The following is a 17,702-nucleotide window of genomic DNA, read 5'->3' on the forward strand; positions in this document are numbered from 1 at the left end:
GGTCGTTTTCTAAAGCCGGGTGGCGGTGAATCGGGGTGTGTGGTGGGTGCCGTGGCTGCCGTCTGGTTGGCCCAGATCAGCCACCATCGGAAAGACCTGCAAGCCGCAGGCGCTGGCCTTGCGTGCCAGCTCGGCCGCGCTGCGCCATTGGTCGGGGTCGCATGCATCGATGAACACATGCAGATGCCGCAGCCCACGGGGCCAGCGCGCATGCGCCAGTAGCGATGCATCGGGCACGGCCCACACCGGCATGCGTGCGGCCTGGGCGATGCGCAGCGCGGTGGCGATACCCACGGCCATGCCCATCACGCGGCTGGTGCTGTCCGCATGTGCGAGGCGCGCGCAGGCGCCCAGCGCGGGGCCTGCCTTGCCGGTCAGCTTGACGGGCGCAGGCACGGGGGCCAGAGCTCCATCGGCCGCGAGGTAGATGCGTTGCAGCGCCACCGCGTGGGGCACGAGTGCGCCTTGCAGCCCTCGCGGGTAGGTATCCACCTCGAACAGGGCCAGCAGCGCAGGGAACTGGCCCAGGCACACCGGCTTGCGGTCGGCCTGCATGTGCCAGTAGTCGAGCGCGGGATGCAGGCGCAAGGCTGCTGGCCATGTGCATTGAGCGGCACCACTGCGCGCGAGGTAGCGGCCGGCCGCATCGCCCTCCGACACCGGCCGCGCCTCAGCCCACAGGCTGGCGATGCGCGCCCGGTTCACTTCGTAGGCGTGCCTTGCGCCTGCTGCGCTCATGCTGGCAGGCCTTCCTGCACCAGCACGGCATGCAGCGCGTCGAGCATGTCGTCCATGGCGGCGGTGCGCTCTGCCATCGCGTCGGCCAGCAGGCGCAGCGCGGCGGCGAGGTTCTCGCCGGTGAGTGTGTCGGCCGCGCAGGGCGCCATGTCGGCCACGGCTTCGAACGCGAGCTGGGCTTGGCACATGTGGGTGTGCTGGTCGCTGGCATCCATGGCCAGATGGCGGGCGCGGTCGCTGGTGTCGCGGGCGCCGGTGGCCGTGCGCAGCGCATCGATCCGCACGCCGATGGCGTCCAGGCGCTGTTCAATGGCGTCACTGTGCAGGTGCAGCAGTTCGCCCAGGCCGTCCATGTTGACGGTGGCGTGTGGGTTAGTGACGCCAGCGGCCAGCGCTGCGATGGCATGGCAGGCGCGCAGCACGGTGCGCAGGGATTCGGTGAAGTCCTGGGCTTCGAGCACCAGTTGCGACAGGCAAAGCTCCGCCTGCGCTGCCTGATGGGCAGCGTTGTGGGTGGTCGTGTGCATGGTTACCCCTCCAGGCTCAAGGCCACGTCCAGGCCGCGCAGTGCGGCCAGGGCCTGCATCACCTTGCGGCGTGCGCGGGCGGCGTCCACATGCGGCTGGCGCAGGTGGTGCAGCGCGGTGCCCAGCGCGTTGTGCGCGGTGGCGTGCAGCTGGATGAGGTCGGGTGTGCCCGATGTGGGCGATGAAGCGGGCGAGATGGTGCGCGCGACAAGTGCGCGTGCGGGGATACGGTCAGCCATGGTGGCCTCCAAGCGAGTGTGGTTTGCAGAAACCACCGCACCCAACGCCAATTGGGGGCGGCAGCTCGAACAGGTTGGCGTACCGGACACTCGCTTGCGCGAACCGGCGAGCCTTGCGGCTCCCTGTCCGAGCCGCCAAAAACTGGAGGCACGAACGAACAAGCCGCAGGTGCTCTGCGGGAGAGACTGCGGCTTGCGTCGCAGCGAGTGTGTCGGGACGCCAATCCCGATCACGCCTTTTTTTGACGTGACGGGGCAGTGTATCGCGCGGGAGGACTTCGGGGCAAGGGTTGGCATCGTGAAGTTCCTCACGGTTGGGCCCTCAATTGCCCGGAGCCAGCGCGCTGGTGTTCAGTTGATCGCGCATGCGCATTCACCAGCGCCTGCGGGGACTGCGGCAGGTTGATGGACGGGTCGGGCTTGCCGGAGGGCGACAGGGTGCGCACGGCTTCGGCCTGCACGACGAAGCTGTAGCTGCATTCCGGGTCTTCACATTGATAGATCAGCTCGCGCAGCGTGGGCGAGAGGCCCCGGCTGGTGCGTGTCTTGGTCTTGCCCTTGCAGTGGGGGCACAGGAACATCATGCGCGTGGCCATCAGATTGCCCCCATGGCTGCTGCGCGTGCGGGCCGGGGTGCGCGGCCTGGCTTGGCGGGTCTGGTGGGTGGTGCAGCTGGTGCTGGCGGCGTGGCGCCCACGGCAGGACGCGCGGCAATCCATGCGTCCACCTCGGTTTCGCGCCACGCCACGCTCGCGCCGTGAAGCTGCACCGGGCCGGGGAAGTCTGCGGCCTTGACCTTGGCGTAGATGGTGCTACGGCCCAGGCCGGTCATGAAGCACACATCGTCAATACGTAGCAAGCGCTCGCGGTACGGGCGCACATCGGACGGGCCGGGACCGGCCTGGATGGGTGTGGTTTGCGTGGCTGTTCTTTGCATGTCCCTATGGTCTTGTGTGGACTGCTGAAAGCCAAGAAACCTATCTTGTGGCTGCGCTAGCCACAGTTAGTGGTGGGGAAAGTGGGCGCAAAAGAGACGCGCGTGCCGTGGCTCCGCGTGAGGCAAGGCGGCTCAGATTCAAATAGTTAGGGAAAGGCCAGAAGGAGCGCAAGGGGCGCTACTGGCCTCAGCGCTGATGCTGACTAACTTTGGTCAGTCCACGGACCGATCGAGTGGAATCGACCAATTGCCGCTTCACATCCTCAGCAGAGAAGACCGTACGCAGCGAGTACCGTCGATCGGCTACTCATGATGCACTAGCTCTTATGACTAAGAGGAGGGCACGTCCACCTCAATGTCATTCACAGCGCTCTCCACGTAGTTTCCGAGGCTGGTTGCCACAGAGTTATAGATTGAAGCGCTGCCTCGTCCCGGAGGCGCGCTGAGTGTGAGTGCAAAAGCAACGCGGCTTTCTTCCAATTCAGCATTGCCACTGATACCGAACTGATACAAATCTCGACCAAAAACCCGGGCGCACACACGCAAAGTCCGACCACTGAATGCCCTGCCGCCAGGAATAGTAGTTGCGTGGTGACGAATCGGATTCCATTTCGCGTGTTCCGCACGGGCTTGCGCCTCTGGATCCGTGCTTTCTTTCATGGAACCGGCTAGATTGCCCATCTTCCCATCAGGCTTTGTGTATTGCAGAGCCACCTGAAGCCGAGTCGAAAAATAGTTCGCAGACCCCAGTTCGGAAACCTTTGGCCGAAGAATAGCGGTCAATGCAACACTGCCTTTTAGCTTATTTTCTGTAATGAATTCCGGTGGAATAGGAATATCTTCCCAATAGTGCCAAAGACCGGCTCGCAATGAAGAATTCCAAATTAAAGTGACACTTCCCTCTGGGCACTCCCAGGGTGTGGGTGATTTCAAACAAGGTGATCCCCACCCCAACCGATTGTCATACGCACTGCCATCTGCAGTATTAATCAGAAGCGCCTTCACCAAGTCAGGCGTAGGAGCCTTTAGTTGGTGGAATGTGTGAGCCGCGACGGCGGAGACGATGGCTGTTGCATAGCTTGTGCCAGTTTCCAAGTTTCCACCCAGTCCTCGCAGGGTAGAAAACCATGAAATCTCCGGCTTCGTCAAACCTTCTGGTCCAGGTCCGGGTAAGCATGCATCGCATGCAGCACCGGGGAGCGACTCATGGTGAATACGACCACCAACTGTGAGTGCGGCCTCACAATCTCCTGGTGGATTCAGACGTCTGTCGTTGTATTGGTCGACATTTCCAATCGAGATAACAGGGAGGATGTCAAACTCTCTCGCAATTTTATGGATTTCATGGCCTAGCTCACTCATCTCTAGGCTATCTGCACCATCGACCGGCTCATTAAAAGAGAAGTTCCAAACCTTGGTGTCGCCGTGATGACGCGCGATCACGGCGTGCAGGTAGCTGCGAAATGCCGTACGTGTTGCTGAGCCGGCCTCATCCTTTGCAATGGCTTGCGCAACTCCTATACGGCACACTAGAGATGGCAACGCTAGATGCGTATTCCAAGCTGCGCCATGCACTACCAAAGAACCTACTCGGTTGCCATGTTTGCGATTGGCAGCGATGTCAGACACCAACGAGGGAGCACGCCAAGCAACCATCGGTGAATACGTCTGCGCGAACATGCCTCCATCTACCACACCAACGATCGGCTGCCATTGCTCATCCGGGACTGGGCGTTCTGGGTCTGGCGCGGAAGGCACATCGGCAGCCTTCAAGGCCTTCACTGGTTCGATCCGGAAGACCGCGCCAGAACCTATCAATTTCGTTAGGGCTGAAGGATCACGCGCGACAAACTGCATGCGCGTGAAAGGATTCTGCCGGTATTCCCGGATCGCACGGATGATGCTTCCAGAGGTCTGACCACTCTGCACTTGCAGCTGGTCGGCGTCGGATCCCTGTTCTCGCGTAATGGCCACCAAATCAGCAAGAGGATAAATATCTTGGGCCCCTGCAAACTCTCCGATCTGAGCGGAAACCTCTGATCGGGCCATGTTCTCTTTATAAGGGGCTAGCCATAGCGTGAAAACACGCCCCCTCCCCTCATGAATCGCACGCTCCCAGAGAGACTGAACAGTCCGCCCCCGTAGCACGTCTGATTCTGTCTGCGCCTTAATTTCTTTGATCCGTGAAACTGTGACGCGAACGTCTGTTGTCGCAGCTGCTCGGACAATTTTCGAGAGATTTCCCAATGCTCTTCGATCTAGTTGAGCTAGATACCCGCCCTCAATCGGAGCGACAAGTTCTGATCCAAGCGTCTCTCTGAAAATTGACTCTGGCTCATAAGACGGAGCCAACGAATCATCGAACATCCTGACTGCGACTAGTAACTTACCCGCATGTGGTCGTTGTGTCTGATTTTCCAGACCTGAAATCTGCTCAGAGAGCTTTATCTTCTGAGCCTCAAGCCGCTGAACAACAACTTGACTTTCTTCCGCTGACCGACCTGTAACGCTAACGAGTCGAGGTTCGCGTTTAAATGAAAGTACAGGATTTAATACGGGGCGAGTTTCTGTAGGCATTAGGAGACCTTCAAATAACTAGACACTGCTTGACGACTAATTCCCAAAAATCTACCCACATCTGCCTGGGAAATTCTGTAATTAGAAACAAGCTCGCGGGTCATTCTCCGTCGAACTTCATTTGAGTTTCCATGAACTGTGCCTGAAATTTTATTATTTTCCAGAACCAAAGATTCGGCAATTGCTACTGCATCAATGGGCTGTGAATTAAGCGCCGCACGCCTTCGCGCTGCAAAGGCCCTTTGTTCGATATCAGCACCTGACTGCCCTTCGGATAAAGCACTTAGCACACGGCATACCAAATTTTGGTCGGGGCCGGTCTGCAAAAAATATGCCCAAAGTTCAGTCCGCAAATCTGCATCCGGAAGGGAAAATATTATCTTGTAATGGAAGCGCCGCCATATAGCGCTATCAAGCATTTGCGCATGATTAGTCGCCCCAATTACGACAGCTGAAGCATCCAAGGAATCTATACCCTGAATAACAGTATTGACAACTCTTTTAAGCTCCCCCAACTCAGCGCGGTCATCCCTCATTTTTGCAACCGCATCGAGCTCATCCAGGAAAAGCACAGCATTTTTTCCTGCTACAAAATCGAAAACACTTCTAATATTTTTTGCTGTGTCCCCTAGCAGAGAAGATATGAGGGAATCCAAACGAACCACATACAGTTTTCGGCCAAGCTGGGCAGCTACATGACCGGCCAGCAGCGTCTTTCCGGTGCCGGGCGGGCCTGCCAGCATCAAGGAGTGTTTGGATGCGATGCCAGCTGCGACCAATTTCTCGTGGTTCTTGATGTCCACGAGAAAAGCGGCGAACTGCTCGTTTCCTGCGTCGTCTAAAAAAAGTGGCGCATCGGGCCAAGGCTGTTCTTCTATCAGTGGCAGCCTCGACTTGTTGTCCACCGGGAGCATTTCGGTAAAGCCAGATGCCTGTAGCGGAACACCTTTCTTGTTCAAGACCAAGCGGAATCTGCGCGCGCCCTCGGGGTCTTCCAACTCAATAGCTTTAGATAGGCGCTGGCCAACTCGGCGCAGGCGCGTGTAGTCAGCCGCAAGGGCCGCATCAGCGAATTCAACTAAATCTGGAACAGGGAGGGACATTGGATAGGGCGTCAAGGGAATGACTTGCAAATGACAAGCATGTGGGTGGCATTGTCAATGTAAAACCATCACACGTCAACCTCATCATGAGCTATTGGCCCTTCAAATCACCCTTTGTCAATTGCTCGGCTTCGACTCGTTGGGTCTTTGACCAGCTTCGCTCCCATTCAACGCGTGCCTGTAGGCACACCACACTTGATCATTTCACCTAACCGTCCAGGTCAGTTGGTGGGGTTTGTAGGCTTTGAAGGGTTTACCGACCGTCGAAGCACGTGCCAGCGTTTTGTCCGTGACACCGACCTGCGCCCCCCAGAACTCCAGACCCATCACCCGGAAGCCAGTGCCGCACGACCTTCCAAGCTGTCTGCATTGGTGGGTTTGTAGGCTTTGATGGGTTTACCGACCGTCGAAGCGCGAGCAAGTGCATTGCCCAAGCCACCGGACCACACCCCACTGGAACCCATACCATTTCAAACTTGAGATACCCGAAAAGAACTACCTACAAAGCCTACAAACAGGTCTTCATTCGTGGGTTTGTAGGTAGTTGATTCCAAGTATTTCAAGTTTGAAAAAGGTTCTTCCCGTTACGTCACAGGCTCTGGTGCCACCCCTGGTCACGGGCTCAAAACTCCGTCAATTCCCGACAGCAAAAAGAGCCCTGTAACGTCCCGCAAGGCCGCGTCAGGCTTGGCGGTGCACCCAAGCGGCACCCCCGACGAAATCAACACATGAAGCCAGCAGGCGCGGCGGGGTCTCGACAGCGCGCCAGGGCATTTGGTCGTCTTGCATGGCGGCTGGGCTGGCCACGGTATGCCACCGGCCGCAGCGCGTCGCGTCGGCCGCAGGGCAGCGGGTGGCAGGTGGGTGCGCGCCAGCTCAGTGCGCGGCGGCGGTGGTCAGCCCTGGCGTGCGCCAGCAGCTTGCAGGTAGTCGGCCCACCACTGCATCAGCTTCGTGCGGTCGGCCATGTACGTGGTTCGGTGGTACGCGGCACGTATCTCATTGCGCTCCTTGTGGGCCAGTTGCCGCTCGATCACGTCGGGGTTCCATCCATGTTCGTTGGCCACTGTCGAGAACAGGGCACGGAAGCCATGGGCTGTGGCCATGGTCTTGTAGCCCATGCGGGCCAGGGCTGAATTGAAAGTGTTCTCGCTCAGCGGTTTGCTCGGGTAGTAAGGACTGGGGAACACCAGCTCGCGGCCGCCGCTGATCGCGTCGATCTTGGCCAGCACCTCCAAAGCCTGCTTGGACAGGGGCACGCGGTGTTCCTCGCGCATCTTCATTCGCTCGGGCGGGATGGTCCACAGCGCTGCCTTGAGGTCGAACTCAGCCCATCGCGCGCCGCGCACTTCGCCCGGCCTGCAGGCCGTGAGCATCAGCAAACGCAGGCCCAGCACGATGCTGGGGGCGCCGTCATAGGCAGCGAGCCTGCGCATGAACTCGGGCAGCTCTTTCTCGGACAACGCGGCCCGGTGCTGCACGGTGCGCGGCTTGAGGATTTCAGAGGGCACCAGATCAAGCATGGGGTTGCTGTCGATGCGCTGGTGCGTGACTGCCCAGCGGTAGATGGCCTTCACCCGCTGCAGCACGCGGCCGGCCTGGTCGGCCGCACCGCGCGCCTCGATGGCCTTCACCGCCTCCATCACGTCGCGTGCCTTCAACGTGGCCATGGGCCTTGAACCCAGCGCCGGAAATATGTCGTTCTCCAGCGATGCCTCAATCCGGCCCATCGTCACGGACTCCCAGCGGCCGCGCTGGTGCTCCAGCCAGTCGCGGGCCACCACCTCCAGCGTGTTGCGGCTTTCGTGGATGACCCGCGCCTTTTCCTCCTTGCGGGCTTCTCCTGGGTCTTGGTTGTCTTGCAGCAGTCGGCGGGCCTTGCTGGCCGCTTCACGTGCTGCCTTCAGGGTCACATCCGGATAGACGCCAAAGGCGAGGCGCTTTTCTTTCCCGGCGAAGCGGTACTTCATGCGCCAGTAGCGCCCGCCTGCCTTGGTGACCTCAAGATAGAGGCCCAGGCCGTCTGAATGTTTGCCGGGCTCGGTGAGGGTGCGTAGCTTCGTGTCGGTGAGTTTCAAGGGGCACCAGAAATGGCTGGGGGCACAAATGGGGGCACATTCTGGCACCGTGCAGCATGAATCTAGGCCCCATGCGGCCTAGCGGCCAGAATTTGATAGCTGTCGAGGGGACCAAATTCACAGCCAAAATGGCGGCAAGCGCTAGTGCAATATGTGCTGATAGCTATCAAATTTGGAGCAATCTCACACAGTACGTACGCTGCACCAGCCAGCCTGTAGTGAGCCCCGCACACCCTACTTCGGGTCTGTCCTGCCTTCCGGCCCTCCCAGGGGCGGCGCAAGGCGTTCTGCGGCCACAGCATCGGCCGAAGGATCATCCGGGCTGACCAGGGTGCCCGCTGCGGCACCACCCAGCGCACCGGCGATGCCGCCCAAGGTGCCCCCAACCACCACCCCCACCGGGCCCGCGACGGCCACGCCCACGGCGGCACCGGCTGCGGCGCCGGCCATCATGCCGCCGCCCATCAAGGCGGAGTGGGCTTCGCGCTCTGCGTCTTCAGGCTCTAGCGCGGTCTGTGCGCCGGTTCGGGGGTCTTGCGATGGGATGCCGTAGCCGGGGCGTGCTTGCTCGGCCAGGTCTTCGTCCACCGGTGTGGCGGTCGCAGCGGAATGGATGGTGGATGGAATCATGATCGGCTCCTTGGACATTGAGTGATGAAACACGAGCGGTCTCATCACTGTCTTTTGTATTCGCCGCTACCCGCCATCGACGCCATCTTGTGGACCGTGAGACTGTCGGACAATGCCCAGTGCCCTGGAAGAGATGCAGATGTTCCAATGAACGCGGCGCTCCCCGCCTAAGATCGAGCCCATGTCGGCATCACTGAATCCCTCGTCCCTACCCTTTTCCCCCCAGCCATCCGCCACCGCACTGGCACAGGCGCTGGGGGTTCCTGTCTTTGCGCCCCAATGGCACATGCCACAGTACCCCGACGGTGCCGTGGGACCGTGGCAGATGAAGCGCATGGGGGTGGGGATGGACCGTGGTTATTACAGCGGCCCATGTGTCACATCCGGCTCGACGCTGCTCCTGCGCCAGGGCTCCGAGGGCAGATGGGAAACCTGGATGTCACTGTCACCAATGGAAGTTGAAAGCCAGGAGCTGGCCTGTCACCATGCGCGAGGCCACACGGTAGTAATGGGCCTGGGCATGGGCTGGGTCGCTGCCAACATGGCGCTGCAACCCTCGGTGAACCGAGTGACCGTGGTGGAGCGGGATGGCGACGTGCTGGAGCTGTTTCGCCGCTGCCGGGTGCTGGAGGGACTGCCACAGTCCGCTGCAGCCAAGGTGGAGCTGGTGCAGGCCGATGCGCTGCAGTGGCAGCCCCCGGGCGCGCCCGTGGATTTTCTGTATGCCGACATCTGGCTGCACCTGGCCGAGCCGCAAGCGCTGGCCGAGGTGCAGCGCATGCAGGCCAATGTGCGCGCCGCGCAGGTCTACTTCTGGGGACAAGAACTGGTGCTGGGTGCCATGGCCCGCGTGCAGGCGGAGCCCGGTACGCCCCCCTGGCCCGACGCAGTGGACCGTGCCGTGCACGACACAGGCCTGCCGTTGCTGGCGCAGACCGAGGCGGGATATCCCCACCTCATCACACGCGTATTGGAATCGTGCAGCGCAAGGGCCGCCGTGCGGTAAGACCTACCCCGCCAGAGCCGCCGGTCAGGCCGCCTGCGGTGCCGCGCGGTCTACAGCAGCGGGCCGCGCGGCGGTCATTGCACTGCCCATCGACGCGGCCATGATGCAGCCAATGGCCAGCCACTGCACCACGCTCAGGTGCTCGCCCAGCAGCGCCATGGCCACCAGTGCAGCCACCGCAGGCTCCATGCTGATCATGATGCCGAAGGCCTCCTTGGGCAGGCGCTTCAGGGCCATCATCTCCAGCGAGATCGGAATGGCGCTCGACACCGCCGCCACCGCCACGCCGATGAGCAGCACCGTGGGCGACAGCAGCGCAGCACCCGCATGCACCACGCCCACGGGCACCACCACCAGCGCGGCCATCAGCAGGCCCAGCGATACCGAATGCCCCGCGTGCAGGTGCCCGGCGCGCTTGCCGAACACGATGTACAGCCCCCAGAACACGGCCGCGCCCAGGGCGTAGAAGACGCCCACCGGGTCCAGCGTGCTGCCGTTGAGCCCCAGCGGCAGCAGCATGCCCAGGCCCGCGATGGCCAGCGCCACCCACACAAAATCCACCGCGCGACGCGATGACCAAATCGCCACGGCCAGCGGCCCGGCGAACTCGATGGCCACCGCCAGGCCAAACGGCAGGGTGCGCAGCGACATGTAGAACATGAGGTTCATGCCGCCCAGCGCCGCGCCGTACAGCATGACGGCCCGCGCGTCGGCGCGCGACAGGTGCCAGCGCCAGGGCCGCCACAGCAGCAGCACCAGCAGCGCCGAAAAACCCACGCGCACGGCGGTGGTGCCCTGCGCCCCGACCACCGGAAACAGCCAGTGTTTGGCCCATGAGGTGCCAATGCCCAACGCGGTGACGGAACCCAGCACGGCCAGGAAGGGGAAGAACCGGTGCAGAAGAGAACGGAGGGGGGAAGCGCTCATGGGCTGAAAATATAGTGCGACCCCAGCGTGCTTTTGGCTCGAATTTCGGGGCTTGCGCGCAACTTTCGCTCACCCTGAGACCCCGTTCCAAGGAACCCCCATGTCCACCCCGGCAGCACTTGACCGCTTCGACCTCGCGATCCTCGACATCCTGCAGGCCGACAACACCACGCCCCAGCGCGCGATTGCGCAGGCGGTGAACCTGTCGGCGCCTGCGGTACAGCGGCGCATTCAGCGGCTCAAGGACAGCGGCGTGATCCGCGCCAACGTGGCCGTGCTGGACCCGGTGAAGGTGGGCAAGCCGCTGACCATCGTGCTGGAGGTGCACCTGGACAACGAGCGCCCCGACCGCACCGCCCCGCTGCGCGCGCGCATTGCGGCGGAAGACGCGGTGCAGCAGTGCTACAGCGTGACGGGCGAGGCAGACTACCTGCTGGTGGTGAACGTGGCGTCGATGGCGGACTACGAGGCGCTGACGCGGCGGCTGTTTGAGGGGGACGACAACATCAAGCGGTTTCGGACCTCGGTGGCGCTGGCCAGCCTCAAGACCGGGCTGCGCGTGCCGCTGGACAGCGCAGCACCCGCTGCCTGATCACCGGTCACAACCCCAATCCCAAATCCCAACTCACAGACCCAGCATCTGGCGCATCTGCCTGCCCGTGAGGCGCTGGCGCGGGCCACCCAGCAGCTCGCACATGCGCGCATTGAGCGGCACCGCCATGCCCTGTTGCGCCGCCAGCCGCACCACGGCGCCGCACAGCGCGTCGATCTCGGTCACGCGCCCGGCTTCCAGGTCGTCCCACATCGACGAGCGGGCCGTGGCGTCGATCTGCAGCATGCGCTTTGCCAGTCGTGTGAACAGCCAGTTGGGCAGGCGCAGCACATGGGGCAGCAGCGTGGGCGACACGGCAGTGACCTGGGCGGGCGTGATGCCCGCGCGCGCCATCACGCGCAGCGCCTCGGTCTGCAGCGCAGCAAAAACACGGCGGCAATCGCGGTCCAGCAGCTCTTGCCGCAGGGGCAGGTTGGACAGCGCATTGACCGGGTTGTTGAGGTTGAGCAGCAGCTTGCCCCACTGCACGGCACGGATGTCTGGCGGCAGCGTGGTGGCCAGGCCGGCGGCTTTGAACAGGGGCGCGATGCGCTCGGTGACCGCGTCGCGCTGCAGCTGCAGGTGGCCTGCGGTGGCGCGGTGCACCTGCGCGCCGCGCAGCACCACGTTGTAGGGCACCATGCCCGCCAGCACGTTCAGGCCGGGCGCCAAGGCAGCGATGCGGGCCACGTTGTCCACGCCGTTTTGCAGCGAAATCACCGGGGTGCCGGGCGCACAGGCCGCCGCCAGCTCGCGCGCGGCAGACTCGGTGGCGCCGCTTTTGACGCACAGCAGGATGATGCTGTCGACACCGGGCGCGGCGTCGGCCAGCGTGGTAGCCAGTTGCAGTGTGGACGTGGGCACGGTGCGGTCAAAGCCGTCCAGGTCAGTGACCTGAAGACCGCGGAGCGCAATGGGCTCCAGCGCATGCGGCCGCCCCACCAGGCACACCGGCTGGCCATGCGCGGCCAGGCGCCCACCCACATAACAACCAATGGCGCCTGCGCCCAAAACGATGAAGTTCATGCCGATGCGTGTGTACAGTGGTGGAAGTGGACGCAGGCGGACCAGGAACCGGCACAGCCTGCGCGCTACCCCCGCATTGTGCGGGGCAGGCCCCTGGCGGCGTGGCGCGCGCGTGACGAGGCGCTTTGAAGCACTCTGCGGGTGCTTTTGAGGGATTTTGAGCCGATAGCGCTAGTGCAATATGCCTGGACAGCTATGCAATTAATAGCAAACAGGGCATCACGCAGCTCAGGGCTTGGCAGCCGCAAACCGCACGGTCACCCGCAGGCCGCCCAGGCGCGCCGAGCTGTCCAGCGCCACGGTGGCGCCATGGCCTTGGGCGACGGCCTGCACGATGGCCAGACCCAGACCGCTGCCGGGCGCACCGTCGGCGGTGACGCGCACAAACCGCTGCATGGCCCGCTCGCGGTGCTCGGGGGCGATGCCGGGGCCGCTGTCTTCCACGGTGAGCACGGCGTGGTCGCCCTCGGGGCGCACCTGCAGGTCCACCTGGCCGCCGGGCGGGCTGTATTTGATGGCGTTGTCCAGCAGATTGCGGGCCAGCATGCGCAGGGCCTCGGCATTGCCGGTGACGGTGGCGGTGTCCGATTCGAGCAGGCCCACATCCATGCTGCGCGCCTGGGCGGCGGGGGCCACGTCGGCCAGCGCCAGTTGCGCCGTGGCGCGCAGGTCCACCGGATCGTTGACAGCCGTGCTGGCCTCCTGCCGGGCCAGCGTCAGCAGCTGCTCGACCAGCCGCGTGGCGCGCTCGATGCCGGCCGAGAGGCGTTCGATGGCGGCCGCCCGCGCGGCGTCGTCGCTCGCACGCTGCAGGCCCTGCAGTTGCAGGCGCAATGCGGCCAGGGGGGAGCGCAGCTCGTGCGCGGCGTCGGCCACAAAGTGCTGCTGCGCCTCGAACGCGTGCTGCACGCGCTCGAACAGCAGGTTGAGTTCGCTCACCAGCGGCTGCACCTCATCGGGCAGTTGTGCATCGCTCACGGGCGACAGGTCGTCGGCCTGGCGCTTTGCCAGCTGGCGGCGCACGCGTTCCACCGGGGCCAGCGACCGGCTCACGCCCCACCACACGGCCAGCACCAAGAGCGGCGCCATGATGGCCAGCGGCGCCAGCGTGCGCAGCGCCAGGCTGCGGGCCATGTCGCGCCGCGCAGCCATGTTCTGCGCCACCTGGATCACCTGCGAGCGCGTCTGCATCGAGAACACCCGGTAGGTGCCGCCGCGCGCCTGCACGTTGGTGAAGCCCAGCACGGCAATCTGCGGCAAGGCGGCGCCCACGGCGGATTCAAAAATGCGCAGGCCCTCGTTGGTCCACACCTGCACGATGAACTCGTGGTTCTCGTCCTCCGGGTCCAGGCCCGGGCCCAGGCCTTGGGCATCCACCGGCAGACCCGAGCGCAAAGCCAGCGCCGTCTGCTGCATGTGGTAGTCGAACAGCGCATCGGCCTCGTCCAGCGCGCCCCGGTAGGCCAGTGCGCCCTGCACTGCGCCTGCCAGCACGATGGCAGCCAGCAAAAACATCAGCAGCCGCATGCGCAGCGAGCGCGGGAGCATGGACTGCAGCGCGCTGCGCCAGGAGGTGGTTGGCACGTTCTTCATCTCTATCCATCCATCCCCGCCGCATGCTCAGGGCGGGAGATTGCGCGGGGGCAGCCAGCAAGGGCCGCCCCGCAGCAAAGGCTGTCGTCCCCTTGGGGGGAAGCGGCGAAGCCGCTCAGGGGGGTCATACCTTCGGCACGAGGTAGCCCACCCCGCGAACGTTCAGCACCAGCTCGGGCCCCAGCTTCTTGCGCAGGCCGTGGATGTAGACCTCCACCGCGTTGCTGCTCACCTCGTCGCCCCAGCCGTAGAGTTTGTCCTCCAGCTGCTGGCGCGACAGCACCATGCCGGGGCGGGCAATGAGCGGCTCCAGCACCGCCCATTCGCGCCCCGACAGCACCACGGGCGTGCCGCGCACCGTCACCTCGCGCGTGGCGGGGTTGATGCTGACGCCCTGGTGCTCGTACACCGGCTCGGCACGGCCAGCTGCGCGGCGCAGCAGGGCACGGATGCGGGCCAACAGCTCGTCCAGGTCATAGGGCTTGAGCACGTAGTCGTCGGCCCCGGCATCCAGCCCCTCGATGCGCTGCGCCACGGCATCGCGCGCGGTGGCCACCAGCACGGGCGTGCGGTTCTTGCGGGCGCGCAGGTCGCGCAGCACGGCCAGGCCGTCGCGTTGGGGCAGGCCCAGGTCGAGCAGCACCAGGTCGTATGCCTGGGTGCGCAGTGCCGTATCGGCCGCGTCGCCATCTCGCGCCCAGTCCACCGCGTACTGCTCGGCGCGCAGCAGGTCCAGCACGGCTTCACCGATCATGGAATCGTCTTCAACAAGCAGCAGGCGCATGGCAAGGGGGCAGAAAGGTCGGTCGGTCAGGAGTGCAGGAAATGGGCTGGCTGCCAAGGATAGCGGCGGCATGGGCGCTGGCGCAGCACCGGGTTGCCAGAACGACTTAAATTTGACACATCACTGTCACAATGAAAGCGCCACGCGCACACCGCCCGCCCCAGGGGCCGGGCCACTACGACAAAAGACAAGGAGCAAGACCGATGGCAATTCCGATGGCATTCCCCCCTCTCCACCACGTTGCTGCGGCCGTTGCGCTGGCCGCACTGGCTTCCACTAGCGCCCAGGCCCAGGGCGTGGTCAACGCGCTGTGCAGCACCGACGCGCCCTGGTGCGAAGCGGCCGCCAAGGAGTTCACCCGCAAGACGGGCATCAAGGTGAACCAGGCCCACAAGGGCACGGGCGAGATTGCCGCGCAGCTGCGCGCCGAGGCCAACAACCCCAAGACCGACATCTGGTGGGGCGGCACGGGCGACCCCTTCTTGCAGGCGGCGGAGCAAGGCCTGCTGGCCGAATACCGCCCCGCCTATCTGCATGACCTGCATGGCTGGAGCGTGCGCCAGTACGCCATGTCGGGCCACCAGGTGGGGGGCTTTTACAGCTCGGCCATCGGCTTTGGCTACAACACCGAAACGCTCAAGAAGAAAAAGCTGCCGGAGCCGCAGTGCTGGTCCGACGTGATCAAGCCTGCCTACAAGGGCGAGGTCGAAATCTCGCACCCTGCCTCCAGCGGCACGGCCTACACCGTGATTGCGGGGCTGGTGCAGCTGATGGGCGAAGACAAGGCGTTCGACTACCTCAAGGCCCTGCACAAGAACACCACCACCTACACCCGCAGCGGCCAGGCGCAGGCGCCCAACGTGGCCAAGGGCGAGGTGGGGGTGGGCATCACCTTCATGTTCAACTTTGAGAAGTGGAAGGCGGACAAGTACCCGGTGAAAACCCAGGCGCCTTGTGAAGGCACCAGCTACGAGGTGGGCGGCATTGCGCTGGTCAAGGGCGCACGCAACATGGACAACGCCAAAAAATACTACGACTGGCTGATGAGCCCCGAAGGCCAGGCCGTGGGCGCCCAGGTGGGCAGCTACCAGGTGCCCGCCAACAAGACCTTCAAGATGGACCCGCGCATCCCAACGCTGGACAACGTGAAGCTCATCAAATACGACTTCGAGAAATACGGCAAGGCTGCCGAGCGCCGGCGCCTGATCGACCGCTGGACCAAGGAAGTGGAGGCGCTGCCGCGCTGATGCACAGCGCCTGCCGCAGGGTACCAACCGACGGCAGGCGCAGGCCATGGATCAGCCCAGGCGCACGGGCACAAAGATCTTGTCGCCGTCGCGTTCAATCAGCAGCGCCACCGACTTGCCCGCCTTGGCCATGGCGGCACGCACCTGCGTGATGTCCTTGATGGGCGCGCCGTTGATGGCCAGCAGCACGTCGCCCGGCTGCACACCGGCCGCAGCGGCGGGGCCGCGCGCCTGCTCGATGACCAATCCCTCATTGAGGCCTGCCGCGCGCCGCTCCTGCGGGTCCAGCGGACGCAATGACAGGCCCAGTTGGCCCTTGCCCACGGCATCGTCGTTGCGCGCCTGCTTGATCGCCTTGTCGCTGGCGTCGCCCAGGGTGGCGGTCAGCTCCAGCGGCTTGCCCTGGCGCCAAATCGACAGCTTGGCCTGTTGGCCCGGCTGCGCCTGGCCCACCCAGGCGGGCAGGTCACCCGAGGCGACGATGGGCTGGCCGTCCACCTGGCGGATCACGTCGCCGGCCTGCAGGCCAGCCTTCTCTGCGGGGCTGCCCTTGCTGACGCTGGCCACCAGCGCGCCTTCGGGCTTGTCGAGGTTGAACGACTCGGCAAACGCCTGGTTCACCTCTTGCACGGCCACGCCCAGCTGTGCGTGGCGTACCTTGCCGGTGGCAACAATCTGGTCTTTGATCTTGGCCGCCAGCTCGATCGGGATGGAGAACGACACCCCTTGGTAGCCACCCGAGCGGCTGTAGATCTGCGAGTTGATGCCGACCACTTCACCGCGTGCATTGAACAAAGGCCCGCCCGAATTGCCAGGGTTCACCGCCACATCGGTCTGGATGAAGGGCACCAGGCTGTCGTCGGGCAGCGAGCGGCCCTTGGCGCTGACCACACCCGCCGTCACGCTGTTTTCAAAGCCGAAGGGCGAGCCGATGGCCAGCACCCATTCACCCACCTGCAGGTCGCGTGTGCTGCCCAGGCGCACCGTGGGCAGGTTCTTGGCGTCGATCTTGAGCACGGCCACGTCGGTCTTGGGGTCAGAGCCCAGCACCTTGGCGCGGAACTCGCGGCGGTCGGTGAGCTTGACGATGACTTCGCTGGCACCCTTGACCACATGGGCGTTGGTCAGCACCAGGCCATCGGGGCTGACGATGAAGCCGGAGCCCTGGCCGTGCGTGGGTACGTTGGGCTGGGCCTGCGGCCCCATGCCGCCCGGAAAACCGAACTGGCGGAAGAACTGGTAGAACGGATCGTTCGGGTCCATCTGCGGCGCCCGGCCCTGGCGCGCGGCGGGCTGGCCTTCGTCTTCGCCGTCGTCATCGGCCATGGCGGCCTTGGTGCTGCCCGTCACGCTGATGTTGACCACTGCAGGGCCGTTTTGCGCGGTGATCTGCGCGAAACTCGGCAAAGCCCCGCCGGGGGCTGCGGGCGTCTGGGCCATGATGGCGGGGGGCGGGGTCAAGGCGCGGGCCTGGTGCCCGGTGATGAGGCCTGCGCCCGTGGCACCCACCGCACCGGCGGCCACCAGGGCCAGGATGAGGCGGCGGGGGGTGGAGGTCAGCGTCGTCGTGTTCATGGTGTGTGCCTTTCCAATCGGAGTTGCGATGGAAGGCAGTGTGGGCACCAACACTTAGACGAAACTTAGAGCGGCTAACAAAACTCCCCTGGCGTCGTTGTCTCGCCTTGTCGTACTGCTTGT

The 17,702-nt window shown here is 63.9% G+C and carries 17 protein-coding genes; 3 read left to right on the forward strand and 14 right to left on the reverse strand.

The features are described from left to right. Positions 1-9: 9 nt before the first annotated feature. The 9 genes from IB236_RS09745 to IB236_RS09785 form a co-directional block, all read right to left on the reverse strand. Positions 10-738 carry a toprim domain-containing protein gene (locus IB236_RS09745; RefSeq protein WP_192420367.1) on the reverse strand — a complete coding sequence of 243 codons (729 nt, stop codon included), beginning with the start codon at positions 736-738 and terminating at the stop codon, positions 10-12. Next, positions 735-1,265 carry a hypothetical protein gene (locus IB236_RS09750; protein WP_192420369.1) on the reverse strand — a complete coding sequence of 177 codons (531 nt, stop codon included), beginning with the start codon at positions 1,263-1,265 and terminating at the stop codon, positions 735-737. Before IB236_RS09750 ends, IB236_RS09745 begins: the two co-directional genes overlap by 4 nt. Positions 1,266-1,267: 2 nt before the next feature. Next, positions 1,268-1,504 carry a hypothetical protein gene (locus tag IB236_RS09755; RefSeq protein ID WP_225581046.1) on the reverse strand — a complete coding sequence of 79 codons (237 nt, stop codon included), beginning with the start codon at positions 1,502-1,504 and terminating at the stop codon, positions 1,268-1,270. Between the two features lie 308 nt (positions 1,505-1,812). Next, positions 1,813-2,100: an ogr/Delta-like zinc finger family protein gene (locus IB236_RS09760; protein ID WP_192420373.1), complete on the reverse strand. Its 288-nt coding sequence runs from the start codon at positions 2,098-2,100 to the stop codon at positions 1,813-1,815. Then, positions 2,100-2,441, reverse strand: coding sequence for an AlpA family transcriptional regulator (locus IB236_RS09765; RefSeq protein WP_192420375.1), 342 nt, complete (start codon positions 2,439-2,441; stop codon positions 2,100-2,102). The genes IB236_RS09760 and IB236_RS09765 overlap by 1 nt, the downstream gene beginning before the upstream one ends. A 330-nt stretch (positions 2,442-2,771) precedes the next feature. Beyond that, positions 2,772-5,018 carry a S8 family peptidase gene (locus tag IB236_RS09770; protein ID WP_192420377.1) on the reverse strand — a complete coding sequence of 749 codons (2,247 nt, stop codon included), beginning with the start codon at positions 5,016-5,018 and terminating at the stop codon, positions 2,772-2,774. Continuing rightward, on the reverse strand, positions 5,018-6,121 hold the full coding sequence (locus IB236_RS09775; RefSeq protein ID WP_225581047.1) for an AAA family ATPase: 1,104 nt from the start codon (positions 6,119-6,121) through the stop codon (positions 5,018-5,020). The genes IB236_RS09770 and IB236_RS09775 overlap by 1 nt, the downstream gene beginning before the upstream one ends. Positions 6,122-7,017: 896 nt before the next feature. Further along, a complete protein-coding gene (locus tag IB236_RS09780; protein WP_192420379.1) occupies positions 7,018-8,199 on the reverse strand; it encodes an integrase arm-type DNA-binding domain-containing protein in 1,182 nt (393 codons plus the stop codon). 234 nt (positions 8,200-8,433) lie between these two features. Then, positions 8,434-8,829: a hypothetical protein gene (locus IB236_RS09785; protein ID WP_192420381.1), complete on the reverse strand. Its 396-nt coding sequence runs from the start codon at positions 8,827-8,829 to the stop codon at positions 8,434-8,436. 436 nt (positions 8,830-9,265) lie between these two features. On the opposite strand from IB236_RS09785, the gene IB236_RS09790 reads away from it, so the two are divergent. Continuing rightward, a complete protein-coding gene (locus IB236_RS09790) occupies positions 9,266-9,835 on the forward strand; it encodes a hypothetical protein (RefSeq protein ID WP_225581048.1) in 570 nt (189 codons plus the stop codon). A 24-nt stretch (positions 9,836-9,859) separates the two neighbouring features. On the opposite strand, the gene IB236_RS09795 is transcribed toward IB236_RS09790, so the two are convergent. After that, positions 9,860-10,762, reverse strand: a complete 903-nt coding sequence (locus IB236_RS09795) for an EamA family transporter (RefSeq protein ID WP_192420383.1) — start codon at positions 10,760-10,762, stop codon at positions 9,860-9,862. 100 nt (positions 10,763-10,862) lie between these two features. On the opposite strand from IB236_RS09795, the gene IB236_RS09800 reads away from it, so the two are divergent. Next, the gene (locus tag IB236_RS09800) at positions 10,863-11,354 is read left to right on the forward strand and encodes an Lrp/AsnC family transcriptional regulator (protein ID WP_056066136.1); all 492 of its coding nucleotides are present in this window, start codon (positions 10,863-10,865) and stop codon (positions 11,352-11,354) included. Positions 11,355-11,387: 33 nt separating this feature from the next. On the opposite strand, the gene IB236_RS09805 is transcribed toward IB236_RS09800, so the two are convergent. The 3 genes from IB236_RS09805 to IB236_RS09815 form a co-directional block, all read right to left on the reverse strand. Continuing rightward, complete coding sequence (locus IB236_RS09805; protein WP_192420385.1) at positions 11,388-12,380, reverse strand: 2-dehydropantoate 2-reductase; 993 nt, start codon at positions 12,378-12,380, stop codon at positions 11,388-11,390. 228 nt (positions 12,381-12,608) lie between these two features. After that, positions 12,609-13,973 carry an ATP-binding protein gene (locus IB236_RS09810; protein ID WP_192420387.1) on the reverse strand — a complete coding sequence of 455 codons (1,365 nt, stop codon included), beginning with the start codon at positions 13,971-13,973 and terminating at the stop codon, positions 12,609-12,611. Between the two features lie 124 nt (positions 13,974-14,097). Beyond that, positions 14,098-14,757: a response regulator transcription factor gene (locus tag IB236_RS09815; RefSeq protein WP_192420388.1), complete on the reverse strand. Its 660-nt coding sequence runs from the start codon at positions 14,755-14,757 to the stop codon at positions 14,098-14,100. 215 nt (positions 14,758-14,972) lie between these two features. Between IB236_RS09815 and IB236_RS09820 the strand changes: the two genes are divergently transcribed. Continuing rightward, positions 14,973-16,004: an ABC transporter substrate-binding protein gene (locus IB236_RS09820; RefSeq protein WP_167514365.1), complete on the forward strand. Its 1,032-nt coding sequence runs from the start codon at positions 14,973-14,975 to the stop codon at positions 16,002-16,004. A gap of 51 nt (positions 16,005-16,055) precedes the next feature. On the opposite strand, the gene IB236_RS09825 is transcribed toward IB236_RS09820, so the two are convergent. Continuing rightward, positions 16,056-17,579, reverse strand: coding sequence for a DegQ family serine endoprotease (locus tag IB236_RS09825; RefSeq protein ID WP_192420390.1), 1,524 nt, complete (start codon positions 17,577-17,579; stop codon positions 16,056-16,058). Positions 17,580-17,702 lie beyond the last annotated feature (123 nt).

The sequence above is a fragment of the Acidovorax sp. ACV02 genome (assembly GCF_014851475.1).
GTDB lineage: Bacteria > Pseudomonadota > Gammaproteobacteria > Burkholderiales > Burkholderiaceae_C > Acidovorax > Acidovorax delafieldii.